Origin of the sequence: Rubripirellula reticaptiva, assembly GCF_007860175.1 — a bacterium.
GTDB classification, from domain to species: Bacteria; Planctomycetota; Planctomycetia; order Pirellulales; family Pirellulaceae; genus Rubripirellula; species Rubripirellula reticaptiva.
In genome coordinates this window covers 1366536-1393382 of the sequence record NZ_SJPX01000001.1, presented here as the reverse complement: position 1 = coordinate 1393382, position 26847 = coordinate 1366536, and the positions used below count along the sequence as shown (strand labels likewise).

The window sequence follows — 26847 nt, the reverse complement described above, 5'->3', positions numbered from 1 at the left end:
AGACGTGGTGGATCGAGCAGAATCGTTAATGTCGCGCCAATCGGAATCCGATACTTGGAACATCCGATGTTCCGACTCGCCTTGAGTCGCATAATCGGTGGGTGTGCCAAGGGGGGTGCATCGACCAAGTTCGCTCGGACGCAAGGACGCGGCATGCGTGACTCACGTAAACAATTGGCAGATTCAACACGACGCAAACGGCGAGCGTTTCTGATGGCCATTCTGTGGACGGCGACCAACGTCGTCCACACTCAATGGACATCGGCCGCTGATTCAGCCATGCCGCCATTGCCGCTGAAGTCGTCATCGGACATGAAGACCAATCCGTTTTGCGAGCCAGCCTCGCCCGTCACGAAGCTGCCACTGCGATTGGCGTCCGGACATGACAGCAACGGAACATCGAGCCACGGATTGTCGCCCAACGTGCGATTGATGCCGATCGGAACAGCCATCGGACTGCAACCCATCGGTAGCGGCCAACCACGCCGTGTTGGAGGTGCCGCGATGACCATCGAGGAACCTCGTTCATCCGAGATCCAAGATAATCAATTGATCGGATCCGCGCACCATGTCAATCATTCTTTGGTTGAAACGACCATTGATGCTGGCGTTCACGCAGGCAAACATTCGGGCGTCGTCGGCGCGGCGTCAATCAACACAAGTCCGGCAAAAACGTCCATCGTGCTGATGCCGACCAAGTTCGCCTTGCCGATCGTCGTGCCTGAAACGGCACCCGAGCAGGCTTCCGAAACGTTGGAAGTCCCGCCAGTCACCAGCGCAGTAACTGAACAGCCTGCTTCGGAAACATCCGCGCTCGGGAAGCCTTCGACTGCAGTATCCGTCCTCGAAAATCCAGTCGACCAAACCGCGACTGCTCGCCGCGAGCTGACGCCGGTTCCTCGATTCGATAGCAGCGACCAAACGGCAAACCTGCAACCGACAATCATCCGATCGACACGATCGATGGAAACGGTGCCACACGTGATTGAACCGATCGCCGTGGACTCAACATTCGACAGCGACGCGATGTCGTCGCAATCGATGTTGGGCAATCCCGCGGTGACGCGGTCCGAAGCAGACACGACTGCACCATCGAATTCAGAACCATCGAATCCAGAACCGATCAGTTTCTCGATGACTGACTTGTTCAGCGATGATGCACCTGACGCCGATGTGATGCCGGAATCCGAAGTTCTCGGAGCCGAAATCCCCCGAGCCGACGATAGCAACGCAACCGAATTCTACGTCGACGCCGACGGCTATGCCGATGATGAAGACTTGCAGATCTCGGACGACACTGTCGACGCGGTTGGCCAGCTCAATGTTGGCATCGGCATGGTCGAGCCCATCGTGATCAGCGACCCGGCAGCCGAGCACTCGCCGATCGAAATTCAGTTCGGTGACGCCGACGATCAAGACGATCAAATGATCGCACTCGATTTGGCTAAGCCCATCGTCGCCGATCCGGTTCCGATGCCAGAACCCACTCTCTACAACAAACGCTACCGATCGCCTGTTGCCGTCACCGCTGTTCCAGTCTCGTTCGGTCGCGGTGACGTTGCGGCGACGCACTCGGTCCAAACCGCAGTCGAACCCAACACGTCGTTGACGTTTGATCCAGCGGCGGCCACCAAGCCGCAGCCGACCGACGACGTCAAACTAACACCACTCTACTTGAGCCTGGCTCAGGTCCGATCGTTGACGATCGGTGGCGAAGTTCGCGATGTCAAAATCGCAAACAAGGGCGTTTGTCAAGCGTTCGCATCGGGCCCGAATCAACTGAAATTGATCGGCACCGGCAACGGTGTAACGCAGCTAGTCGTGTGGGCAACGCCCGAATCGAAAGGCTCGGTCAGTTTGCCACCACAGATGCGTGCATTCGAGATTCACGTTCGCGAAGAGGTTGCCGCAGGCGGTGGAAATTCACCGGACCGGACAGCCATGTTGAATCAATCGATTCAACGCGCTTTCCCGGACGTTGACATCGTTGTTCACCAACGCCAGGGCGAATTGATCGTCACGGGTGCGTGTGGCAGCGAAGCGACCGCGAAGAAAATTGTTCGCATGGTCCGTAAGACCTGCTTGGTTCCCGTTCGAGACGAAGTTGTGGTTCGGTAAAGTCAGTTTCGCCTGATTCCAAACCACAAGTAGTTTCCATCGATTCATCACACCGCGATTTCGATCGCACCGTTAGCCTACGAGACTCGATCATGAAGACCCAATCAAAGCATCCACGAACTTTGGCGGTGATCTGTAGCGTGGTCGCAATTTGCGCCGCGTCCATCACAACCGCCAGTGCTCAATCCAATCGTTCAGGCGTCTCGAATGGGTTGTTCACCCACGGCAACGATTCGTTCCGAGTCGTCAACACGGCTGGTTACCGAACGGCAGCCGACACGGGCGTGTCGGCTGCTGGCACGATCCAGCAAGTTGGCCATGCCGGCCAGTGCATGTCATGCGGAACGTCCTGTGGCGGATCATGTGGTGGCGCTTCGATGGGAGTCGCCCTGGGCTACTCGGATTGCGGATCGTGCGGAACAGCCTGTGGCGGAACCTGCGGCCGAAGCAGCATGCTGTCCTGCGGCCCCAAGAACATGAACCCATGCCAACCTTGCTCGCCCTATCGCTATGGATCGGTCGAAGCCTTGTACATGGCACCCAACCGGGATAATTACACATCGAGCCCCAACTTCGGCTTGGGCGACTACGACTATGAATTCGGCTCGCGTATCACGGTTGGCGTTGTTGGCGATTGCATTCACGGATACGAAGCATCGTTCACCGGCCCGTTCGAATGGGATCTGTCGAGCCAACTCAGTGCAGCCGGCGGAATCAACTCGTACCTAACGACCGGTTCACCGGCGGCAGCGTTGCCATCGTTCACCGATGCTATCTTCCAACAACAAACCCTTTCAGCAGAATACTACAGCTTGGAAGCCAGCAAGACGTTGGTCGGCTGGGAAATGGCAAAGCTGCTGATCGGCGGACGCTACATCAACTACGACGAAGACTACAACTATTTCAGTCGCACGGCTGCAGCCGGCAACGGACAACTCCGCAGCCAAACGCAAAACGACTTGATCGGTTTGCAAGTTGGTATGGACTTGCTGTATCCCATCAGCCGTCATGCTTACAGCGACCTTCGTGCTCGTGCAGGTGCCTACTACAACTCGTATGACACCAGCGTCTCAGTGATTGACGCCGGAACTCTGCGAGCCAATGGCAGCGACGACGGCGGCGAACTCGCTGGCATGTTCGAAATTAGCACAGGTGTCCGCTACCAACTTGGCGAGATTCTGTCGGTCCGAGCGGGTGTCGAACTGTGGTACCTAAGTGGTGTCGCTTCGGCAACCGAACAGTTCTCGACGTACATCTCTGATCGCACAGGCCGATCCAGCAATGTGGATGACGACATCCTGTTCACCGGTGTCTCGGTAGGTGCAGAACTGCGTTACTAGGACTGAATTCCTAAGAGCATTCTGATCGCACAGTGATCGACGCTCGCGGCGTGATGTGAGTTTGTGATGAGACCGCATCACGCGGATTTGGAACCAACAAAGAGCCGGCGAGTTAATTCTCGCCGGCTTTTTTTTCGTCTTTGTTGATGCGTTTCTTCATCAACCATTGCTTGACACTCTGGCTAGCCTGGCTGCCCAACGATTGATCAGCTCGGTTGATGATCGTGTTTTCAGTGATCCGCGTGATCGCCTGCTGGATCTCCATGCCGCATCGATTGCAGACCGTCGGCGGATCCGAAATCGGACCGCGACACTTGGGACAAAAGTTCTCGATCGTCGGTCGCATCGCGGCTTCGAACAGCCCGCCCACTTCCGATGCCAAGAACCACGGCGAATCGTTCTTGCGAACCATCGTTTGGCGAGTCACTTCGCCAGTGCGAACCTTCTCCAATAGATCACTTGGCTTTAGGGGGCCAAGTTCCGCGGCGGTGCCTTTCTGTTGAACAAACCAATCGGTCAACGACTTGCCCTCAACTAAATCGACTCGATGTGCAAACTACGACGACGACGTTCTTTCCGACGAACATCGTCGATCAGTCCCGACACGTCTTTGACGTTCCCAATCCCCATCATAGACAATTGCGGGTGCGTGCGGTCGCTGCCGGTCAATTCAATGTTGCCGACACCAAACATTCGCTGAACCGGACCTTGGCTAAAGCTGACGTCGTCGATGTCAATCACCTCGATACGGTCAGTCTGACGCGACAGAATTCCCTTCTGGTGAATGAATCGCTGAGTGGTCAATTCATAGTGGTACCCAAGTCGTCGATAGGCGTAAATCAAACAGCCTACGACCCAAACCAAGCCTACCAGCACGACCGCAATGCCAATCGAAAACTGCGAAACCATGAACGGCAGAATCAACAACGCAATGCTGACGATGCCCATCAGTATCCATGACCCAAGCATTGCCCTGGGGTTGTAACCGCCCGACCACAAAACCTCTTCCTCTTCGTCGTGATCCAATTCGGCCTGCTTGCGAGCGGCGACTTCGGTTGCGAATCGATCCATGGCCGTATTGCCGCTACCGGTGGGAATCGCTGATTGAATCGGATTCGTTTGACCAGCCGGCGAACTGGCACTAGACGGCACTGCCTTGTCGTCGTTGGGATTTTCTTGGTTGCTGTCGGTCGACATCGCCGAGGGGTCCTCAATATTGTGAATTCGAGATACGGGATTTTTAGATACGCGGGTAAGCCGCTGCATCGCGAACGGTTGCCAGTTTTCATCGCGATGCCGATACTATATCGCGCCAGCCCGGTCTCGGTCGTTCGAGACCCTTCATTCCAGGTGTTTCATGCGTTGTCCCTACTGCCACGTCGATAATGATCGCGTGCTCGATACCCGAGCCGCCGAGGGTGGGTATACGGTCCGACGCAAACGAACCTGTAATTCGTGCCAGCGCCGGTTCGCGACGACCGAAAAAATCGAGAAACTAAGCGTCCGGCTGGTCAAATCCGACGAAACTCGCGAGCCACTCGAGCGAGAAAAAATTCGACGCGGAATCGAACGAGCCTGCTCGAAACGAAAAATCAGCAGCGAAACGATCGAAAAAGTCGTCCAAGACATCGAAGCCGACATCTACGCCACCTTCGATTCCGAAGTCACGTCGGCCCAAGTCGGCGACATCGTACTGCGCCACTTGGCCAAACTCGACGAAATCGCCTACATCCGATTTGCTAGCGTCTATCGCGAGTTCAATGACGCCCAGGACTTCATTCGGGTCATCACAACGATCAACGAATAGAAACTGACGAGCGAGTTCGAGACTTACAAGCCACGCCTCACCGTCGCCCGGGCAAAACTTCTACGCCAAAATCGTCAATGCTTGCACACTCTCCTGTGAAGTCGACTAGCTGGCTTCATCGCTCAGAAACTGTAACTTCGTAGCGACGTTAGCTAGACATCCTACAATGCCATCGCTGCAGGTGCTGAACTCTCTGCGTTCCCGTTGGCAAGCGAGAGAACGTGGGAGCAAGGGTGCCCACTTTTGCCCTTCTGGAAGCCAAGACAAAATCAGCGGTCGTGAATTCGCAATCACCTGACAGCATTCTTTTCGCAACACGGAAGCGTTCTGAAGGCAAGTCTAGTTATTGATCGCGATGGGCACGAGACCCTGGAACCACCAAATCCAGGCAATTGCAAACCCCTCTAACGAGCAATGGCGTTGCTTACGCCGCCCTTGGCGATTGGAGCTCAGGTGTGGTATTGATCCAATCACACCGGCCACCAAAGATACCCTCTTCGGAAGGGTGCAGTTTGCGTTTCGCCGCCCCACCTCTGCTCATTGGCAGACTGGCGGCTCCCGGCGTTCGATGAATCAAGAACGATTCATCAGCTGCACCAGAGTCCCACCTGTTTACCAATACTCGTCGCATTTGCACGGTATTTTGGGGGCACTGAACAGGAGACGAGACATTGATGTTTTCTCTCATGTGAAATGGATCCCCCCCATGCCCCGCTTGCTCATTGCATTTGTTTCGTTGTTTGCCGTTGGAAGTATTTGCCAGGCTGAACTGATTACGCTGACGTTCGACCTGACGAGTTTGACAACAGCACGAGGGAGCGACGTAAAGTTTGTCAGTCAATTGTTTGTCGACGGCAATTCGGAGGCGACTTTCAATCTCAAACCGCAGGGTGGGCCTAGCGGCTTCAACGCCGAGTTGGTGTCCTCAAACGGCGGGACCGGTTTCGGGGCATTCACAGATACTCTTGGCGAGTCAGATGAAATTGAAGATGCAAAGCGAGAGTATCTCAATTTTGTTGCGCCAGAAATGTTGAACATGGGTTCCAATACGATCGCGTTCAGTGGCTTCACAGAGTTAACGCTTAATGATTACGCGGGTACCGATGCCTTTTCGCTCGACCTGATTGATGGGACCGGTGCCATTACGGGAGCGATACCGATGAGCAACTATTCGCTTTCTGACCAGGTCATCAAATTCAACAGTCCTCAACTCGCATTTCGGATCACGAGCGATACAGGCGAGTTCTATACGAAGCAGATCTCAGCAAGCTACGCATTTACTAACGTAGTCGCCGTTCCTGAGATATCCTCGTTGGCGTATCTAGTTCCAACATTGTTAGGGGGGCTGTGTCTTCGCAGATGCCGGCGCAACGCTTCCGCGATCGATCTGATGTGAATTTCGTTGACGTAACTTCACCCGGCGAGCGAATTGCTATGGCTTCGACGTGGCTTGTGACTAAGTGCCCTCAAAGAGTTTGTGCTAAGGCCAACATTGTTGATTCGTTTCGCAAGTGCTACGGGGAGTAATCGATCTGCCTCTGTTCAGTGATGTTGCCTACTGAGATTCCGTTGTCTGTCGCAAGGCTTGCGGTCCCTGCCGTTCCATGGACAGTGACTGTAGAACCATTGATTTGCTGGGCATTGTTTAACAAAATCTGACCGTCGCCATCAGCTAGATTGTTGTTGTTGATCGTGAGATTGATGTGCTGGTTGGAGTCGGTTGCGGTAACGTGAATTTCCTCGTTTTGATCGCTCTCGATCATGGTGCTCATGATCGCAACGGTCGAGTTCATTTCGATGCGAAAACCGGGCGATACGACGCCACTGGTTTTCACCGAACTGCCCTCAACAGTCACGCGACCGCTCCGTTGAACTTTGAAACCTTCGGATCCGGGGCCACTGGTCTCAATCGAACTACCTTTGACAACGGTTGTGCCGTTGTTGGTCGTATAGATGCCGTATCCGGCTGTTCCGTGAGTTCGCACTGAACTGCCGTTCTGGACGGTGACAGTACCGTCAAAACGCGATTCAGCGCCCGAGGCGCTTGGGCCCGATACACTGACATCGACGTCGTCAATGGCCAAATTTGAACTTCCGTGTGCTAAAAGTCCATGTCCTAGTTGGCCAGATGTCTGGACTGTCGTACCTCTAGTCAGCGTTGCTGATCCGTGGTCCTGGCCAAAGACGCCAAACCCGCCTGGCCCCGTGGTGGTGATCATTGATTGATCGGACACCGTCGCTGTCGCTGTGTCATTGACCGACACAGCGGCTCCATAGATCCCGCTAGTCGATAATTGAATGCGGTTGGCAGTTAGGTTCGACGTGCCCCGCGAGTAAAGACCAAAGCCAAATCTGCCTCCGGTGGTGATGCTGCTGTCTTGCACGGTTACCAGTGACGCGCCTTCTGTGAAGATTCCATAGATGTCGTTGGCTGTGGTGGCGATGAACGAATCCAGTACCAACGCATCGACTGCATCGATGGCGTGTATCCCAGCGCCTGCGATCGGATCGATCACCGACACGTTAGCGACGGTTGTGCGATTGGCAAGGCGGACCCCACTGCTGATTGAATTTTGAATGATCGGGATGTCACCACTGATACCGTTGACGTTGGGCAATGCAACCGTGCCGGCTTGTCGCGAGTCGATCCAGTGGGTGTAGTTGCCACCTTCGCCTAAGAGACGCTGGTTCTCTTGCAACAGCAAGCTATTTTGTCCATCAAACACACTGCCCGAATACAGATAAACGATATCGCGGTTTTGAGAATTCGACTGAACTTGGCCCACATCGTTAAGCGGGTTTTCGAATGTGCCATCGCCACCCGGTTTCGCGTTGCTGTCGACATGCACAACACGAACATCACTTCCGTCCGAATCGTATCGCAATCGCTCGGCAATGAAGGTCGGAGCGTCTCTGATGATACCACTGGCAACCGTGATCGCGGATCGGCGAACCGCAGGATCGTTCATTCGATCAGCCAACAAGTACCGTAGCGGACTTGGTTCTTTACGACGCAGTGATGTGTAGACGGTCAATCCAGCGGTGTACTGAGTGCCAAAGAAGTTGTCATGCTGAACCCCAGTGTTGAAGTCGAATCGGTCCATGGCGTTGATGTTGAATCTGGCTGACACCCCGTGGACATCTTCGAGGCCAGGGTTTTTGAATTGATAGATACCCAAATAACTTTTCGAAGCGACTCCGGCAAACAGATCGCTCCCTAGGTTCGCGCCGATCTCTGCGTCAAACCCTTGCAATGATTGCTCCACACGCGCCTGTTGATTGACGATGCTGCCGTACAGCAGATAGTTGTTGTTGAAGACGAACAGGTTTTCTCCACTGCTGGCGGGATTTGGCCCAAACGTGGTTCGCTGGTTTCCGACTGGGTTGTAAAAGTTGACTCTTAATTCAACGTCTTGAAAAAGCAGTTCGAATCCTAGTCCCAACTGGTGAAACGATGAGGTCTCGGTTTGACGATGATCAGCGAAGACATTGGATCCCCAGACAGCATCAAGGCCCTCGATATACCCGCGGATGCCACCGCCAATATTCGAACCACGACTCGACCCGCTACTGTCGACTAGCAGTCTCGCATCGAGGTATTGCATGAACGAGGTATCACCAAGCGGCAGAAAAAGTCTGGCGTCCGAGTAAGCATCGTCAACGCCGACCTGCTTGGATTGTGTGTGGAGTCCGATGCGTGGGGCAAAGGTCTGCGACTGTGCGGGCATAGCGGTACAGGCGGTCATCAGCGATAAAGCGCGAACGACCGAAACCACTTGACCGCGCGTGGGGCAATGCGCGAACAAGATTGAAGTCCAGGTGTGGGGGGCTGGTGCTCGGAGGTCGTGTGGGGTGACCTCAGTCAAGTAATCGTTTGTTTCGAAGCGATCGCTAAAGCAACACCGCCCCCCCGTTTAGAATTGGCCAGGTCTAGCGCGGGAGAGTCTGGGAAAAGGAATTTTGATGGCTATTCTGGTTGCTACAGTCCAAACGGTGGTCTCGTAAACACTCAAACCAAGCATTAACGCCAGCAAATACCGCAAACACGGAAGATCCCGCCCCCTACACCATCCGCTGTCACCACGTTTACCCCAACCCCTCTTTCGATGCAGGTCTTGCAGTTTTCCAGTCGTGATTCCATAGGCATTTACTTCACGTTCCCTCGCGGAGAGTCGAGCCTAAGCGAGGTATAAGGCCGGCTTTGCTGGAACTCTCCCCAGGCTTAGGATCAGGCCATCCTTAAAAAGGAGGGCGAAGATAAGAAGACAAACTGCACGGCCTTTACAACTTCCCGGTTGGCATTGATTCGGATCGCGATCGTCTCTAAATCTGTCATTCAACGATCGCCCCATTCACCGCACTTTGGCCGTCCGATCTGGATTACTCCGTTCGAGACTGGCTGCCGGAGCATTGCAGATGTCTCGCAAGATCCTTTTCGCCGTTACCGTCGCCCTCGTCGCCTCGATTCCTAGCACGGGCTACTCACAAGCCGGCACCCAGCGTGGAGCCACACTAGGTGGACTTGGCGGCGCTGTCGCCGGAGCCATCATTGGTGACCACAATGGCGAAGCCGGTGCCGGTGCCGCGATCGGCGGCGTGATTGGCGCCGTGACCGGTGGCTTGCTAGGAAACGCGGCCGACAAAGAGCGGGCAGTCCAGCAACAACAACAATATTACTACCAACAACAGCAGCAAAACGTCGTCACGCAATCAGCCGTTTCGATCCAAGACGTTGTCTCGATGAGTCGCAGTGGTCTTAGCGACAGTGTCATCATCAACCAAATCCAGCAACGCGGAACTCAAGTCACGCTGCAAGTGCCCGACATCATCGCGCTGCACCAACAAGGCGTCAGCGAAAACGTGATCAGTGCGTTGCAACAAGCACCGACCGGCAGCCAACGAGTCGCCCGCGTCGCGCAGCCTACCTACGTGGCGCCGGCGCCACGGCCAGTGATCGTCGAAGAACACTACGTTGTTCCTAGCTATCCACCACCGGCGTATCGCTTCTATCACCACGCGCCCGCACCTCGGTATCATCACCACGGCGGCGGCAGCATCCGAATCGGGTTTTAGTTTCCCCTCGGCGGATCAATTCTCGATCGCGTCGTAGATGATGCCTTTGACTTTCAGTTCCGTCAGCCACTGATACGGCATGACTTGCTCTAACGTGATCACGATCAGGTTATCCTTGGGCGACACCCAATAATGCGTGCTCGCCGCGCCACCCCAACCATATTCGCCAACGCGGCCGCTCGGATCCCAGTCGCTCATTTCTTCGCGCACGTTGAATCCGAAACCAAAGCCGACGCCGTTGCGAACTTCCTTGCCAAACTTGATCCAGCCCACGTCCTTGGGCAGTTGATTGGTGGTCATCATCGCGACGGTTTCTGGCTTCATCAACTGAACGCCACCGCTTGCGCCACCACCAGCGATCATCAACAAGAACCGCATGTAGTCACCTGCGGTAGACACCAAACCGCCGCCACCGGACAGGAACGCAGGGTCATCGTGATAGCGACTTGTTTTTGGATCATCGCCAAGCGTTAATTTTCCTTTTCCATCGCTGTTGTAATTCGCTGCGAACCGAGCGGCTTTATCGGCAGGTACAAAGAAGCCGGTGTCTTCCATACCGAGTGGTTCGAAGATTCGCTGTTGAAAGAACTCATCGAGCGGCTGCTGCGACACCACTTCAACGACTCGGCCCAAGACATCGACCGAAATTCCGTACAACCAATCACTGCCCGGCTCGAACACCAACGGCAACTCGCCAAGTTTGGTTTGCAGTTGGGCAAGCGTCGCGTCGCGGTCCATGATATTTAACTTCCTAAACACCTGATCCGACGTCGCGTTGCCAGTCGCACCATAGCTATACCCGGCGGTGTGTCGCATCAAGTCGGCGACCGTCATCGTCCGCTCGGCCGGTTTGACTTTGCCATCGACGGCAACCACAACCTCGGCCAGTTCCGGCAAGTACTTCGAGACCGGATCGTTCACTTCAATCTTGCCCTCTTCGACCAACATCATCGCCGCCGCCGTGGTGATCGCTTTGGTCATCGAATAGATACGAACAATCGTGTCGGACTGCATTGGCAAGTCAGCTTCGATGTCCCTTTTCCCGTACGCTTGGTGATGGACCACTTTGCCGTTTCGAGCCACCATCACGACGCCACCGGCGATCCGGTTCTGGGCGATCGATTCTTCCATCGCGGCATCGACCTCGGCAAGTTTCGACGCCGACATACCCACGTCCCCAGGACGAGCGACCGGCAAATCATCCGCACTGGCCGAAAAGGAAGACAACATGATTGGACACACCATCACCGCGAGTACAAAAAGAATCCGAGACACTGAAATCACCAGCTTTCAATCAACAATATTCAGAGGGAAGTTCAAAACCGATTCAAGGACACTTAGTGTACTTAACCAGGTCTCGTCCCTGGGTCACCGTCCACTTTCCGAAACACAACTCGACAATCCGCTACATTCATGCAGACACAGCATCGAGCCCCTTTCGAATGACGGGCACAAATGAATGAAAGCCCAAATGAAAGAAGGCACAGATGAAAGAAGGCACAGATGAATGACGGTGCAGAACGGAGTCAAACAGCTCAGGATGACGAGAACGGTCGATTCGACCCACTGTCCCCCAATCATCTGAAATTATCTCGTTTGATCGGCGGTTCATTGACCGCGTTGGTCGCGATCATCGCCATCGGGATGTTGGCGATTTGGTACTTGATCAATCCAGCGCTCGATTTGCCGTTTGCAGTAGCCGCGATCGCCGCATTGTTTGGGGTGTCGTTCGTTTTTTGGTTTGGTTGGATATTCCCGTCGATGTCGTACCGCCGCGCGGGGTGGCGACTGAGCGAAATTGGTCTCGAAATCCGACGTGGCGTTTGGTGGCGACACCGAATCGTTGTCCCCCATTCGCGGATCCAGCACAGCGACATTGAACAGGGACCGCTGCAGCGACGCTTCGATCTTTCCACGCTGGTCGTTCACACCGCCGGCACCAAGAACTCGTCGGTTTCATTAGAAGGAATCCGGCACGAAACGGCCCAGCGGCTACGCGAAGCATTGGTTACCAATCGACTCGCCCGAGTTTCCAAAACGAAAGCACGTCCCAATGTCTGACATGCCCCCAACGTCAGACCCGCCCCCACCGTCTGACGCAATCCATCAACTGTCAATCGCCAAGCGACTGGCCCCCGTTTCGGTGCTGTTTCAATTGATGGCGATGGGCCGCCAATCGGTTCTTCCGCTGGTCGTCGCAAGCTGGTCCGCGGTCAACGGCAACTGGCTGATCGCGTTGGGCGTGATCGCAGCCTCGACGTTGGGCTTGGCGTTCGTCTTGGTTCGGTACTTTACACTGCGTTATCAGATCGCCGACGGCGAATTGATCGTCACCGAAGGACTGTTATTTCGAAAGGTGCGGAACGTCCCCGTTGATCGAATCCAAAACGTCGACCTGGTCCAAAACCTTTGGCACCGCATGTTCCAAGTTGCTGAGGTTCGTGTCGAAACGGCTAGCGGCAGCGAACCCGAAGCCACTTTGCGTGTGTTGTCATTGGTCGAAGTGGACCGCTTACGCAGCGAAATCAAGACCCAAAGCAACCGATCACGAGCAACGACCGCTTCGGCGACGGATGATCCCAGTGATGCATACGATACGGAACCGGAATCACCATCCCATCAACTCGTTCTTGCGATCCCCACGCCGTGGTTGATCAAAGCGGGCCTAGCGAGCAACCGTGGACTGATCTTGTTCGGCATCCTTACGGGCTACATTGCTCAACAGAACACGCGATGGGACCAACAATTCGATCGCGTGGCCCAGAACATTCCGGGCCAAGCTTGGACGCTAAACCCTTGGATTTTGATTCCCATCGCGATCATTGCCGCGCTACTAGTGATCCGGTTGCTGGGCGTCGGCTGGTACATCCTGCGATTTTCAGGATACCGACTCGATCGAGTGGGCGAGGACTTTCAAGTTTCGTGTGGTCTGCTGACGAAAGTATCAGCGACCGTTCCCCGTCGACGCATCCAATTCATCAGCATCCATCGGACGCCCTTGATGCGATGGATGAAACTGTCATCGATTCGCATTGAAACAGCCGGCGGCGCTGGTAAACAAGGCGAAGATGCGGCATCCACCGTGACACGGCGCTGGTTCGTTCCGGTGATCCCTGATGCGCGGCTCGCCGAAGTCCTGGACCACATTCGTACCGGATTGGTAATCAATGAACCAACCGTCAACTGGACGACCGCGTCGCCTCGCGCAGGCCGCCGACTCCTGCGATTGGCGATCCTCGGATCCATCCTGGCCGCGACAATCGGATTCTTGTCGCTGGGAAACGGGGGAATCCTGCTGGGCGTGATCGTCGGTGTCGCAATCGTTGCCTGGTCCAGAATCTATCTGCGGTTTCTGGGATATCACCGGTTCAATGACGGCGTCATGTTTCGCAGCGGAGCCTGGAACCGAAAAACCAGTGTCACGTTCTTTGACCGAATCCAAACGCTGGACATCAAGACATCGCCGTTTGATCGCCGATGGTCGATGGGACGACTGTCGATCGACACCGCTGCTGCGGGCCCGGCCGATCACCCCATCGTGTTTCCGATGATGGACATCGGGCAGGCGAAGAGTGAATTTGCAATTTTGTCGAAACATAGTGCAAATTCGCCGATGTCTTGGGATTGATTGCAAAGCCGAACGGATCCGTTGGGCTGAATCCATCGCCGTTACGGCTTCGAAAAACGCTCAACTTGTTCATGCAGGTGCCATTGACCGGGGTCGTCGATCAAGCATGCCTTTTCGATTTCGAGGGCCTGTTTTTTCTCGCCAACCAAGAACAGGATTTCGGCGAGCGTGTCGCGATAGATGGCGCTGTCAGGCTCGACTCTCACAGCCATTTCGGACAATTGCCGGGCCTCGCCAAGACGTTTCTCGTTCATCGCTGCAACCCATGCCAAATTGTTACACGCCATCGCGTCGAGCGAAAACTTTTCGGTATAACGAATCCCTTCGTCCATGACTCGGTCGAATGCTTCATCAGCCAATGATTCCATCCCAGCCTTTCGCATCTCTGGCAACAATCGTTCGGCTAAGTCGATATCGAGCGGATCAAGCGACAACAATCGATCGATCTGGTACTTCGCCTTCGCTTCATCTCCATCATTGATTGCTGCTTCGAGCGCCCAGCGATGGACGTACATCGGCAACGTCACAAACGCACTTGCGCGGAAATCATTCGTACTGATCGAATGCAAGACTGCCAAGTCAAACCATCGTGCCGCTTCATCCGGGAAATCCGTCCTGGCCGCCAAAGCAAACCCGCGAGTCGCTTTGTAAAAGTCTACTGAATCGCTACTCCCAAATGCTTTGACCGCCAACAAGTTCCGATACACGTCAATCGCCAGATCCTTTTCATCGCGATCGGAAAAGTAACCGGCCAACGTGTACTGAGTCGTCGAATCGGGGGAGCACAAAGCGAACCGAAGTTCTCGCAACAATTCGGCACTCTGCTCGGCGTCTCCAGCTCGTCTGGCAATTGTCCACATTCCGACCAGAGACTTAACCGCCAATGCCGTATCACCACCACCAACGCGTCGCTGTGATTCAACTTTCTGATAGACCATCTCAAACAATTGTTGCGCGACATCGGCTTGCCCTGAATCCAACGCCTGCTCGGCCAACATGAAAAGCGCTGTCGTGTCACCGGTTTCCGCCAGACGCCGCAAACACTGTGATCCCCAGTTGGTTTCGCCCAATCTTGAAAACATCAACGCAACATTCTTGTTCGCATAGATGGGCGTTGTCCGTCCCTGGGAACCCGGAATCGTTCGCGTCGACAATGGCCGTGTCACGGTTTCGAAGAACGTTTCAAAATCGAACGGCCCGTCACCCCAATTGGGCACCCGGCCGTCCAACAACTCGAACGCAGCCAGAAACTTTTCTTCGGTTGATTTTCTCGGGTCCATCTTTCCGAGACTTTCCATTACGATCTCGATCGTTGTCCCATCAGCTTCGGGCAGGGCTCGAGCAACAATTTCCATGCTTTCCTGGGACACCGATCGATCGACCGGATTGATCGCCAAGCGAGGAATCCAGTCCGAACGCTTGGTCACCGTTAACGAAGTATTGACATAGTCCGCCATTCGATACGTACGCTGATATTCGACTTCGAGATTTGAATACGACAGGCGATTTGCGATGATCCACGCCGCATCATCACGACCGACCGTAATCAGCGACTGCATCAGTACCAGTAATCGTCCGATCTCGGGCGACAATTCTTCTTTGCCAAGTTTCCGCTGAGCATCTGTGGCGACCTTGATCCAACCGCTCAGTTCCGCATCGATTTGATCGATCGGAAACCCCAACACCTCGAATGCGTGCAAGACTCGCGAACTGTCCGTCGCCAACTGCGCAGCGTCTTCATCGCTCATTCGGTCCAGGATCGTCAACGCTTTGTCAACTTTGCCATGACTGGCCAAGTACCGCCAACGGACACTGCCAGCAACTGGCAGCTTTTCGTTCTGAGCATTCATCAAAGCAACCGTCGGTTTCTCGGGTGCAATCATTTGCTCACACGAATCTTCGAACAGTTGCTGATCGTCGCATCGATCAGCCGCCATCAAAACGTACCCGTACCGAACATAGTGCTCGTAAGAACCTGGCTCGGTTGCCAATGCCAACGCGTGCTGCTGGTCCGCAATATCTCGCCAACGCGAAGCGATTTTTTGACAGTTCAACAGCAGCGTCTCGTCGCCACTGTCCTTGGCGACCTGAATCGCGTCGTCGTAGCGGTCAAGCTTGATCAACAACATCGCAGTGGCTTCGTTGCGTTGGGCGATCGGCCACGTCGTGGCGGACCGAGGCAACAAATTATCGTCCGAGATTGGGATCGAAAGCAGTTTCATCATGTCGAGCCGGCAAGCCACCATTTCGTTTGAATTGGCGACCAAGCCGATCAGATCCAACAAGTCGCCGATCGATTCACTTTGCATCGCCGCGCGAACGTAAATGGGAAAACGGCGCAACAGAGCCGAATTGATCCGTCGCTGGATCAATTCGCGATCAACGGTACCGGCCGATTCTTCGACGGCGACAACGGCCGCGACGAACTGGCCGGCCTCTAGCAATTGCTCCACCGCCGCTGGCTGATCACTGTTTTGTAATAACCGCGAAATTTCCGGCGGCGTATCGGGTAAGGCACCCCGTCGCCACTGACGAAGGATCCACCGAGCACGTCCAGCGATTTCCGGATCGGGATCGCGAGCAGCTTGTTGGACCGCGTCGCGAGATCCGTCGCGATTTTTCCACATCTGGATCGTTGCGTTCTGACGTGTCGAATAGTCTTGCTGAGACAATTCTTGAATCCAGCCTTGATAATCCATTCGCTGGGTATCAGACGCTTGGGAATCCGAATTCAGAGTCTCGTAAGGCGGCGTGCCGCTGGGCATCTGAGCGGCGGCGGCGGCGGTCAAACCCGCAGATACAGCCAACAAGACTGCGCAGCGAGCAATGATTGCCATAGAAGATGCGCGAGTTGCGGGTGGTCGATGGGTCACAGCCAAAGCAGTCCAATAGTCAACATGTCGTATCCGTGCTGGTTCGGCCGCGAGCCAGAGGTCACAATGGTCATCACAACTAACACCGTAGCGTCACTGCAATTCTATCCTACCTTACCGCATTTCGCCCTTCCCAAAGCCGGAGTTCCCGCCATGTTACGTGAGTCGTTTCCTTGTCCCCAATCCATCGCGATCGTTGCCCTGATCGCATTATCGACGACCGTATCAGCAGACGACTCATGGCCTCAGTGGCGCGGCCCCAACCAAAACGGCGTCGCCCAGTCCGGTAACTATCCGGTCCAGTGGGACGAGGACTCGCAAATTGCTTGGAAAAAACAGATCCCAGGCAAAGGCAGCAGCACCCCCGTCGTTGAAGGACAAAAAGCGTTTTTGACATCGGGGCTGAATGAAAAGAATGTTTTGATGGCAATCGACACTTCAACGGGTGAGATCGCTTGGCAGTTGGATTTAGGCCCTGACCGTGGCAACAAGCACAAAAAAGGCGGGGGCAGCAACCCTTCGCCCGCAGTCGACGATGGCCGAGTTTTTGCCTATTTCCGCAGCGGTGACTTGGCCTGTGTCTCGGCCGCCGATGGAAAACTGATCTGGCAAACCAACCTGCAAGATCAGTTTGGCGAAGACACTCTTTGGTGGGACCTCGGCTCGTCACCAATGTTGACGGATTCCGCAGTCGTGGTCGCCGTGATGCAATCCGGCCCTAGCTATTTGGTCGCTTTCAACAAAGAGACTGGCGATGTGATGTGGAAAGAAGACCGCGTGCTCGACGCTCCCGAGGAAGCCGCCCAAAGTTACTCAACCCCGATTGCCACCACCGTCAACAACAAGCCGGCAATTGCCGTCATGGGCGCCGACCATTTGACCCTGCACGATGCCGCCACCGGCAAAACGATCGGAAAGCTGGGCGGCTTCAACCCAACCGACCACAAGTACTTTCGGTCCATTTCGTCTCCCGCCGCCGAGGGCGATATCGTGGTTTGCCCCTACGCTCGCGGTGAATCCGTAACCGCCGTGCGAATGAACGACCTAGCCGCTGGCAAAGGTACCGACGCAATCGCTTGGTTCCGCGATGACCTTGGCAGCGATGTGCCAACGCCTGCGATTGACAATGGTCGCGTTTACTTGGTTGGCGACGGCAAATCGTCACGAGGCACGATATGGTGCTTGGACCTGAACACCGGCGAAACCCTTTGGACGCTCGACACACCAAAATCTCGAATCAGCTTCAGCAGTTCGCCATTGATCGCCAACGACCATTTGTACGTGACCGGCGAAGACGCTTTGACCCATGTCATTGGCCCGTTATCGTCGGCGACTCCGACCATCGTCGCGTCGAACAAACTAGGGGATGACGAACCCTTCACCGTCGCTAGCCCGGTGCCGATCGAAGACTCGCTGTTACTACGCAGCAAGAGCAACCTCTATCGTATCAAGGGACAGTAGTCAGCAAGACCAGACCGCACCGGATCAAAAGTCTCGCGTCGAGAAATAGACACAGCTAAGCGTCAACATCACCACGATGAACACGGCGCAACTGATCACCGGCCTCACGATTTTGTAGCGAACCAACTCTTCGTCTTCGGATTGTTGGTTCACTGCGATCGCGGTTTGACCGCTGACCATCGATGCAATCGTTTCCCCCAGTTCACCAGTCTGCGGAATCACCATCCGCAGCGGCGTGACGATCATTCGGTCCACCCAACGCCATCGATTGAGAGTCGGACGAATGCGACGTTTTATAGTAAAATCACTTCCCGAAACGATGTCGATCTGGTCAACGTGGTGGGCCACATAAATCGTCTTGTCACGAGCGTCGAATTTGATCGCCTCGACTTCGCTTGGCCCAACCGAATTGCTGATTTCATAGCTGGTTGATTCACCGCTGCTTGGTGAATCCAGCGGTGAAATCAATCGACACACCCCATCACCGGTGATCATTGCAAATCGTTTTCCATCGCCGGTTCCGATCACATCAACGGGAATCATTTTTTCCGTCATCTCGATTCGCCCGATCGGATCAAGCGTTTTCACGTCAAAGAAATCAAGCGGCTCTTCTTGGCGAGCCACGATCACAACGTTGCCTTCGATCGCAATCACACCTCGCTTGGACGCTTCTCCGTCGAGCGAGTGAGCTGCGGTTTCAGTCCATCGCTGGGACGAATCATTTTCCGACGGAGCATCCAAACGCATCACCCGCCCTCGGCTGAACGCGACCAAGAACTTACCGCCCGAATCAACCGCCACGCCCCGCGGCGGCGTGATACCAGCGGCCTCCGGCATGACTGGCGTGAACTCTTCGTTCGCATTGCCCATCATGTTGGTCAGCTTCGACAACCATGACTCGGCCTTAGGCTCATCTTGGGTTTTCGATGCATCACCACCATCTTCGACTTGCTCACCCGACGCCGCCAAAATTCGGTTGCGACTGGTCTGCAGCAGATCGCCTGTGTTCAAGGCCAACACCGATTCATCACCGCATCGGTACAGATAACTGGTTGCCGTTGGCAATCTTAAACTTGATTCGGGCGTCCACTGGTCCGACTTGCGAAGCACCAACAAATCCAATGCACCCGATCCGAATGGATTGAACCGACCGCCGCGAACTCGGGCCGTCGCGATCATCCCGTCGCCCAAAATGATTGGCGGAACAATGCGATCTTGGTTCATCGCGTCACTTTCAAAGATTTCGTCCCATCGATTTTCGCCAACATCGAATCGGACCAGCCCGCCACCGCGTGTCGATGCAAAAATGTCATCATTTACTATCGCCAGATGCTGCAGCTTTTCGGGCCGTGTCACCAGCCCGTCGAACAGCCCCCCGATCACCCCGGTCACCAGACAGATCGCACCAAAGATCGTGGTCACTCCGATGGCCAGAATCGGTGATCGCCATCGCAATCCCGCAAACGTCGAGACGCTGTAAAAGACTGAAAACAAGAACACCGACACCGGAATACACCACAACAACCGGATGTTCCAGATATCCAGTCGCACACCGGCGATCACGTACAGACCCAAAACCAATTGAGTCACGCACAACAACACGAACGCACATCCGCCGATGAACTTGCTGATCAACAACAACGATCGTGACACGGGTTTGCTAAGCAACAAGTGCAGCGAACCGGGCTGCAGCATGTCGGGTACGATCGATGCTGTCACCAAAATGCCCAAAAATATCAACACGAACCCAAGCAACCAATTGATGATCGTGGGCAACACCCATTGATTGATCAGCGTCGCAAACTGAGTCTTATCGACAGCCAGGTTGGCGGGAAAATCCATGCCCGCGTAAGTCAAAAACATCGAGCGCGATGATCGAGTTTCAAACACGCCGGGCAGAGCGGCTTCGATCCGCAACCGAGCGCGTCGGTGATCAAGCGACTCGGTCATTTCCGAGTCGTCCATTGCATCAAGTTCGCGCAGCTCACGCAGCCGCAACGTCGACTTCCAAGCCGCTTCGTCGTACCACGACTGGTCTTCGATCAATTCGTTCAGCGCATCTGCCAAGACGGACAGCCGGATCCGAACCTCGTCGCCTTCGCCCACGCGTCGCAATTGGCGGCGCAAATCTTCGGGCATCGCAGCGACGATCCGGCCGATTGGTTCTTTCTTAAATTTCGGATCGACCAAGCCTTGCGCCAGCATTGCTTTCATGCGAGTGCCGTTATGAAAGTCTTGACCGCGAAACAGCGTCGTGAAGTCTTCGCGATAGCCAATCGGCGCTAAGGCTGCCAACAACAACCAAATCGCAACGAACGCCACCCATAACACTCGCGACGAGAGTGCCGCACGAAACGAATCGGCGATCACAGCAAGGTACGGTCGCATCAGTTCTGGCCCACCAATCGCATGAACGTGTCTTCGAGTGACGGTCGCTTGTTTTCCAGTCGGACGATCGAATGGCCGTGCTGGCGAAGCTGATCAACCACGCGATCGACCTCCGCTTGGTCAGGCGTTGACATCATGATCCGGTGCGTTGCGGTACCGGAAATTTTTTCGACGACGGAAAGCGATGCCGAATCGGTAACCGCCAATTCCGATGTTAACTGATCGAAAACGAACCGACCCGATGCCCCCGAATCGCCACCGCTGACCGCTGCTCGAATGTCAACAAACACGTTGGCAGCGTCCGTCGGCGACGCCAATTCGTCGATCGGTCCGATCGCCAGCAACTTTCCGCCCGCCATGATGGCGACGCGAGTACATACCAACTCGACCTCTTGAAGGATGTGACTGTTTAAGAAAATGGTCTTTCCCAAATCTCGCAATCGTTCGATCACCTTACGAACTTCGTTGCGTCCGACCGGATCCAAACCATCGGTCGGCTCGTCCAAAACCAACAAATCGGGATCGTGCATCAACGCTTGAGCCAACCCTAAACGCTGATACATGCCTTTGCTGAACCGACGCACCGATTCGCAATCGCGACCACGCAGACCAACTAGCTCTAGCAATTCGTCGGTACGCCGCGCGATGTCGGCCGAATTCATCTGACTTAGCCGACCGTAAAAATGCAGCGCCGTTCGCGCAGTGTGGTGACGATCGACTCGCAAGGATTCGGGCAGATAGCCAACTCGCTGCCGTGCTGCGTTACTGCCGACCGGTTGCCCAAACAGTGATGCCGTTCCACCCGATGGCTTTACTACACCCAACAACGTTTTGATCAGTGTCGTTTTGCCGGCGCCGTTGGGGCCAAGCAAACCAAAAACATCACCGGCTTGCGCTTGCAACGAAACACCTTGCAGTGCATCCACGTTACGTCGTCCGCGCACGGACCAACCTTTGTAGGTCTTGCGAAGATCGCAAACGTCAACGATCGGATCGGTCACGCGGTCAACATGCGAGTGATCAGGGACGCAATTAAAACCGATGCAACGAGACCTAAACCGGCTAATAGCCAACCGTGCCCTGGGTGATTCCAAGTCGGTTGCAAGCTTCCTCGTTCGTACTGGTGCCGGAAGCGTTCGCGTTGATGTTCCGATTGGAACACACCATCTTCGACCAATTCGTGCAGACCAAACTGCAACGAATACTCGACAACGCCGTAAACGCTGTGACGTCGATCGTGCCCGTCGACGCCGACACCTTCGAAATACCACAACTGGCTTCCGAACGAATCATCTGATTCGACGCGATCATCGATGCATCGCAACTGCAATACTTCGCTACGATCCGGACAGAAAAGTGCACGTATCAATCCCCGAGTACAATCCAACCGTACTTGTCGGATCGTTTTTTCGGGAAAGCGTCGTGTCCTTGTATCGGCGCTCAAGATTGGTTCTCCAAAACCGACGCAATTAGGGAATACTGTCCGCCACTGAGTCTTATTATTGCGACATCGTCAACCAACGTCATGCCCACTTGGGACGAAATTCTGGCGAATGGCGAAATAATTCTCAGATTGATCCCATTCCAACTTCCCCGCCCAATTCACCGCCATTTTTGTTCACCTACTATGCTTGAACGCCGATCCTTGAGGGCCCCGATCACGCTGGGCGTGGTCATGATTGTCATGGTCGTCATTTTGGCGGCGGTTTGGATCCTGGCAAACGTGTTGGCGGCGACGGGTAACTTGGGATCGAGAGCGGTTTTTGGCACGATTCTGGCTACGGGGACCCTGTTGATTGCAGGCGTACTTGCCGGAGTAATCGCGTACCTAACGCTGACGGTCAAAGCATTCAACTTGAACCGGCGACAATCCAACTTCATTGACGCGGTGACTCACGAACTAAAAAGCCCGATCGCATCGCTAAAGCTTTATCTGCAAACGATGGCCCGTCGCAGCGTCGACGAACAGCAACAGCAGGACTTCCACCGCTTCATGCTCGAGGACGTCGAGCGGCTCGACTCGTTGATCAATCACTTGCTGGACGCCGCGCGGATCGAGCGAGGCGTCGAACCAACCGATGATGAAGTCGTTTGCCTGGACGAATTATTGGCCGAGTGCGGACTGGCTGCGTGCATTCGATACCGATTGCCGCCGGAAACTGTCACGATCGAGTCACCCGAAATCCATGTCCGCAGCCCCTTGATCCAGCTAGAAATCTTGTTCCGGAACCTGATCGACAACGCCGTAAAATACGGAGGAAAACCGCCCAAGGTCGCAATCATAGTCACTCAGGAAGCTGACAAGAAAGTCAAAGTTTCGATCACCGACAACGGAGCAGGAATCCCGATCAAAAAACGTCGCAAAGTCTTTGGGCGGTTTGTTCGATTGGGCAACGAACTCGAACGCAGCACGCCCGGGACCGGATTGGGACTATACCTAGTCCGAACGGTGGCCAAAGCAATTGGCGGGTCCGTCCGCATTTGTGATCGAGTCGAGGGAACGGGAACCGAATTCGAAGTCACTCTGACTGGGGTCGTTCCGCCAGCGTCCCCCAATGACTAGCGTATTGGGGACTAGCGTATCGGCAAACACGCAAGTGAAAAATCCGACAACATCAACCACCAACCAATCGCCATGCGCCCTCATATTTTGGTTGTCGAAGACGAGAAGAACCTCGGCGTCGGCATCAAATACAATCTGGAAGCCGAAGGCTATCGCGTCACCCTAGTCGAAGACGGGCCAACGGCACTGCGAATCGTTGACAACTCGAGCGAATCGATCGGCTTGTTGTTGCTCGATTTGATGCTGCCGGGAATGAGCGGATACACGGTCTGCGAAACGATCCGCGAGGCGGGGATCACCATCCCGGTGTTGATGCTGTCGGCAAGAACGCTTGCGGAAGACCGCACCCGCGGGTTCGACGTTGGCGCAAACCAGTACATGAGCAAACCGTTTGAACTAGACGAACTACTCAGCCGAATCAAGAACCTGCTGCAAACGACGGTGCGAACACCACCTTCACAACCGCCCAAACGCATTTACCAAGCGATCAGCGAAGTCAAGTTTGGCAACATCCAAGCGAACTTCGAAACGCACGAAGTCAGCGTTGACGGCGAAATTGTGCGGATGACGCCAAAAGAACTGAAACTGCTTCGGTACTTTGTCGAGCACCAGGGACGCGTCATCAGCCGCAACGAATTACTGACCGAAGTATGGGAATTGTCGGGCAACCTGCAAACACGTGCGGTCGATCAATTCATCGCGAGATTGCGAAAGATTATCGAACCCGATAGCACCGCTCCGATCCACCTGCTAACGATCCGCGACGCCGGCTATCGATTTGTTCTGGAACCCTGAATCGACAAGCCTGACAGGTTCGCACTAGGCACCAGTCGTGCCCTTGAAAAAGACGGAATGAAGTTCAGTCGGCGCATAAAAAAAGCTCCCGGAAAGAACGTGATCCTAGGGGGGCGGAGGACAACGCGCTTCGATTCCGGGAGCCGGTGGATTGGCGTTCAATCGAGTCGATGGCATCCTTGCCCTCGGCCTCGATGAACAAGTCACTCAAACGTTACACGCCACTGAGCCGATCATCACATCCGTGTGAATTACGACATTCAGTGTGTCCGCAGCAACCTTGAAAAATAGTTGCCAGTGCAGGACCGCGTCTGTGCTTGAGTCACAAGTGTTGGCGGGTTTGTTTCCAAACCCTCAACATGTCCGGGAAGATAGAGGCTGGCGTTTGCCAAGGTCAAGGCGGATTCAGGGCGACTTGAATTTTTTTGCAAGTAACCGCAACCAGTCCGTAAACAACGGGCTCTAAGAAGTCTGCGCAGTTTACTCGCCGGGTGCGATCAACACCGGTTCGCTGCTATCGACCTTTGCCTTTTCAGCGAATTCGATACTACGATTGACGACACCATCAAAGTCATCGCCCGCACGGACTTGCGAAACACCAATCGAAATTGGATTGATCGGCAATTCTGATTTCCCCATTCCGATCGCCGTTGCCGATCGACAGATTTGCAAGCTGCGGTTCTGGGCCGTCGCTTCATCAACACTAGGCATGAAAACCAGAAATGTGGAATCGTCATCGCATCCAAGGCGGTCAACACTGCGAAGTGTCGCACGCACAATTTGCATCAGCGAACGCATTCCGGTCGTGCTCGATTCACCGTTGCAGCGAATCGCCATCACGAACATGGAAACGGTGGACTGAGTTCGGCCGCGGACTTCGTCAAACGTTTCGCCCAGGTCGGCCCGGTCGGGCAAGTTGGCAAACATCTTCTGCTTTGGCTTTGCTTCGGCCACCGCTTCACTGACGGACTTTTTGTCGGTGGCCGATTCCTGCTCGCCTGTTGGAGACGTCGAAGAACTGTTTGCGGCAGCTTTTGCCTGAGTCGCGGCAATCGCTTCGGAAGCGGCGACCTTGATCGGCGTTGTTCCATCCATCCAGTGACTACAGTTTCGGCCCGCTTCTTTGGATCGATAGAGACCATCATCGGCTCGTTGCAACCAGTTCTCTGGCGCCTCGCCGGTCTGCAGCTCTGCCACACCCGCCGATGCGTTGACGCAAAGCCGCTTGTCTTCGAATACGATCTCGCGAGCACCGATGGCTGCCCGAGCTGCGTCGACTAAGTCTTTTGCTTGGTCGACGCGACAACCGTCCAGTATCACCGCGAACTCTTCGCCGCCGAAACGAGCGACGATGCCGTATTTGTCTAAACGCGAATGCAGAATACTAGCGACAACGCGTAGCACTTCGTCGCCAGCCCGGTGTCCGTAAACGTCGTTGAATTTCTTGAAATGGTCGACGTCCAACAACGCCAACGTACCAGCTTTGCCCGCACCCAACGCATGTTGACGGGCAAGGTGCTTGTCGAATGCGCCCCGGTTGGGCACTCGTGTTAGTGCGTCCGTTTCGGCACGACGTTCGGCGGATTCAATCTGCAACGCTTGATCATGAATTCGATCCTGGGCGACGTGCAGTTGTGATTGCATCAGCTCGTTTGCCTCAATCAGTTGCGTGATCGCTTGAAAAACCGCTTCGGGAGACCCCGATTGATCCGCGTTCAACTGATTGTTGACCGCCTGAACGGTGGTTTGGTGAGCGTCAACGTCCGCAGCCATCGTGCGTGCGTAAGCTCGCAATTTCTCGGCCACTTCGCTGATTCGCTCAGGAGTTTGTTCAACGACCTCAATAGCTTCATTCGTCACAACAGGAACCACATTCGAGTCCCCATCGGTCAGTGCGGCGAGCCCCGTGTTCGTCGCGTGCATCACCCAGCCACAGGCCAAGCCAGCGCCGCCACAACTCATTGCAATGATCAGATCAAGCCACATTCTCAGAACTCCCTCGTGTTTCGTTTGTCGAAGCTACGTTGAATTCCTAGGCCGCGATCGGCGCCCGTCAAAACGTAAACCGGTCGCTACGGCCGCTTCTCGAATAGCTTTGCGGTTCTGCGCAATTCCAATCCATTCAAACGCTACAACCATTCCACTTAGGCTCGAGTGTCAAAATAGGCAAGCTACGGTCTTGCCTGACTTGCGAATCGACTCCTTAATGATGGAGTTTCTCCGTTGCAAAGACATGTTTCGCGCTTTCATCGTCAGTTCGGATAGGCAGTTTCAAAATGATGTGGCATATTTGAGTAACGATCGAAGATGTCCGAACCAAGGAAACAGGCCAATACCTATGATTAGAACTGCACAGCACGACGCTACCGAAGCAGCCGTCGCCATCTTGGCGAACAACTCGGTTCGCGAATTACGAACCTTGCGTGTCGACCGAGATGCAAACCATCTGCAACTGAGCGGCCGAGTTCGCAGCTTCTATCACAAACAGCTAGCTCAAGAAGCAGTCCGCGCTGTCGCTGCGGGATTGACCGTTGTCAACCGAGTCGACGTCGCTCGTTAGGACACGGCCGGCAACGAATTTTCCGCGCGAAAAAACAGGACGCGGAAACACTGATCGATGCCAGGCGATATTGCACACCGCGCTGACATTCGTCTGGAATGTCGCCTGAAAATGGTGCGGTTTCGTTGTCGAAGCCAACAACCGGCCTGCACATCCAGCGATCTGCCCCTTCTTTCATGCGGCTTCTCTCAAGCCGATTTGGGCTTTGATCACTGCCGGACCCGCAATCCCAGCAAAAGCG

The 26847-nt window shown here is 54.8% G+C and carries 20 protein-coding genes; 11 read left to right on the top strand and 9 right to left on the bottom strand.

Translation table 11 applies throughout. The features are described 5' to 3' along the window. The first annotated feature begins 153 nt into the window (after window positions 1–153). Window positions 154–2118, top strand: a complete 1965-nt coding sequence (locus Poly59_RS04980) for a pilus assembly protein N-terminal domain-containing protein (RefSeq protein ID WP_186776022.1) — start codon at window positions 154–156, stop codon at window positions 2116–2118. 92 nt (window positions 2119–2210) lie between these two features. Beyond that, window positions 2211–3458 (top strand): hypothetical protein, encoded by a 1248-nt coding sequence (locus Poly59_RS04975; RefSeq protein ID WP_146532906.1) that lies wholly within the window; start codon window positions 2211–2213, stop codon window positions 3456–3458. A 112-nt stretch (window positions 3459–3570) separates the two neighbouring features. On the opposite strand, the gene Poly59_RS04970 is transcribed toward Poly59_RS04975, so the two are convergent. Together Poly59_RS04970 and Poly59_RS04965 are read right to left on the bottom strand one after the other, a co-directional pair. After that, the gene (locus Poly59_RS04970) at window positions 3571–3978 is read right to left on the bottom strand and encodes a GYF domain-containing protein (RefSeq protein WP_146532905.1); all 408 of its coding nucleotides are present in this window, start codon (window positions 3976–3978) and stop codon (window positions 3571–3573) included. Between the two features lie 14 nt (window positions 3979–3992). Further along, complete coding sequence (locus tag Poly59_RS04965) at window positions 3993–4655, bottom strand: PH domain-containing protein (protein ID WP_146532904.1); 663 nt, start codon at window positions 4653–4655, stop codon at window positions 3993–3995. 160 nt (window positions 4656–4815) lie between these two features. On the opposite strand from Poly59_RS04965, the gene nrdR reads away from it, so the two are divergent. After that, a complete protein-coding gene (gene nrdR / locus Poly59_RS04960) occupies window positions 4816–5265 on the top strand; it encodes a transcriptional regulator NrdR (protein ID WP_146532903.1) in 450 nt (149 codons plus the stop codon). Window positions 5266–5620: 355 nt separating this feature from the next. Then, complete coding sequence (locus tag Poly59_RS04955) at window positions 5621–6661, top strand: hypothetical protein (RefSeq protein ID WP_186776021.1); 1041 nt, start codon at window positions 5621–5623, stop codon at window positions 6659–6661. Window positions 6662–6779: 118 nt separating this feature from the next. Here the strand turns inward: Poly59_RS04955 and Poly59_RS04950 are convergent, their stop codons facing one another. Beyond that, window positions 6780–8993 (bottom strand): inverse autotransporter beta domain-containing protein, encoded by a 2214-nt coding sequence (locus Poly59_RS04950; protein WP_186776020.1) that lies wholly within the window; start codon window positions 8991–8993, stop codon window positions 6780–6782. 688 nt (window positions 8994–9681) lie between these two features. Between Poly59_RS04950 and Poly59_RS04945 the strand changes: the two genes are divergently transcribed. Beyond that, window positions 9682–10338: a glycine zipper domain-containing protein gene (locus Poly59_RS04945; protein WP_146532900.1), complete on the top strand. Its 657-nt coding sequence runs from the start codon at window positions 9682–9684 to the stop codon at window positions 10336–10338. Window positions 10339–10353: 15 nt separating this feature from the next. On the opposite strand, the gene Poly59_RS04940 is transcribed toward Poly59_RS04945, so the two are convergent. Continuing rightward, entirely contained in the window at window positions 10354–11568 is a 1215-nt protein-coding gene (locus tag Poly59_RS04940; RefSeq protein ID WP_246151390.1) for a serine hydrolase domain-containing protein, read from the bottom strand. Between the two features lie 273 nt (window positions 11569–11841). On the opposite strand from Poly59_RS04940, the gene Poly59_RS04935 reads away from it, so the two are divergent. Beyond that, window positions 11842–12399, top strand: a complete 558-nt coding sequence (locus Poly59_RS04935; RefSeq protein ID WP_146532898.1) for a PH domain-containing protein — start codon at window positions 11842–11844, stop codon at window positions 12397–12399. Further along, complete coding sequence (locus tag Poly59_RS04930) at window positions 12392–13966, top strand: PH domain-containing protein (RefSeq protein ID WP_146532897.1); 1575 nt, start codon at window positions 12392–12394, stop codon at window positions 13964–13966. Before Poly59_RS04935 ends, Poly59_RS04930 begins: the two co-directional genes overlap by 8 nt. 41 nt (window positions 13967–14007) lie before the next feature. Here Poly59_RS04930 and Poly59_RS04925 read toward each other — a convergent pair whose 3' ends face one another. Next, complete coding sequence (locus Poly59_RS04925; protein WP_146532896.1) at window positions 14008–16803, bottom strand: tetratricopeptide repeat protein; 2796 nt, start codon at window positions 16801–16803, stop codon at window positions 14008–14010. 189 nt (window positions 16804–16992) lie between these two features. Between Poly59_RS04925 and Poly59_RS04920 the strand changes: the two genes are divergently transcribed. Continuing rightward, complete coding sequence (locus Poly59_RS04920; RefSeq protein WP_246151389.1) at window positions 16993–18300, top strand: PQQ-binding-like beta-propeller repeat protein; 1308 nt, start codon at window positions 16993–16995, stop codon at window positions 18298–18300. Window positions 18301–18324: 24 nt separating this feature from the next. On the opposite strand, the gene Poly59_RS04915 is transcribed toward Poly59_RS04920, so the two are convergent. Genes Poly59_RS04915 through Poly59_RS04905 form a run of 3 tightly spaced genes read right to left on the bottom strand, consistent with a single transcriptional unit; the run spans window position 18325 to window position 22057 of the window. Next, window positions 18325–20688: an ABC transporter permease gene (locus Poly59_RS04915; RefSeq protein ID WP_146532894.1), complete on the bottom strand. Its 2364-nt coding sequence runs from the start codon at window positions 20686–20688 to the stop codon at window positions 18325–18327. After that, entirely contained in the window at window positions 20688–21689 is a 1002-nt protein-coding gene (locus Poly59_RS04910) for an ABC transporter ATP-binding protein (protein WP_246151388.1), read from the bottom strand. The genes Poly59_RS04915 and Poly59_RS04910 overlap by 1 nt, the downstream gene beginning before the upstream one ends. Then, window positions 21686–22057 (bottom strand): hypothetical protein, encoded by a 372-nt coding sequence (locus tag Poly59_RS04905; RefSeq protein ID WP_246151387.1) that lies wholly within the window; start codon window positions 22055–22057, stop codon window positions 21686–21688. The genes Poly59_RS04910 and Poly59_RS04905 overlap by 4 nt, the downstream gene beginning before the upstream one ends. Before the next feature lie 258 nt (window positions 22058–22315). On the opposite strand from Poly59_RS04905, the gene Poly59_RS04900 reads away from it, so the two are divergent. Continuing rightward, the gene (locus tag Poly59_RS04900) at window positions 22316–23251 is read left to right on the top strand and encodes a sensor histidine kinase (RefSeq protein ID WP_146532892.1); all 936 of its coding nucleotides are present in this window, start codon (window positions 22316–22318) and stop codon (window positions 23249–23251) included. Window positions 23252–23323: 72 nt separating this feature from the next. Beyond that, window positions 23324–24046, top strand: coding sequence for a response regulator transcription factor (locus tag Poly59_RS04895; protein ID WP_146532891.1), 723 nt, complete (start codon window positions 23324–23326; stop codon window positions 24044–24046). Between the two features lie 480 nt (window positions 24047–24526). Here the strand turns inward: Poly59_RS04895 and Poly59_RS04890 are convergent, their stop codons facing one another. Further along, window positions 24527–26032, bottom strand: a complete 1506-nt coding sequence (locus tag Poly59_RS04890) for a GGDEF domain-containing protein (RefSeq protein ID WP_146532890.1) — start codon at window positions 26030–26032, stop codon at window positions 24527–24529. 352 nt (window positions 26033–26384) lie between these two features. Between Poly59_RS04890 and Poly59_RS04885 the strand changes: the two genes are divergently transcribed. Further along, window positions 26385–26606, top strand: a complete 222-nt coding sequence (locus Poly59_RS04885) for a BON domain-containing protein (RefSeq protein WP_146532889.1) — start codon at window positions 26385–26387, stop codon at window positions 26604–26606. Window positions 26607–26847: the final 241 nt, after the last annotated feature.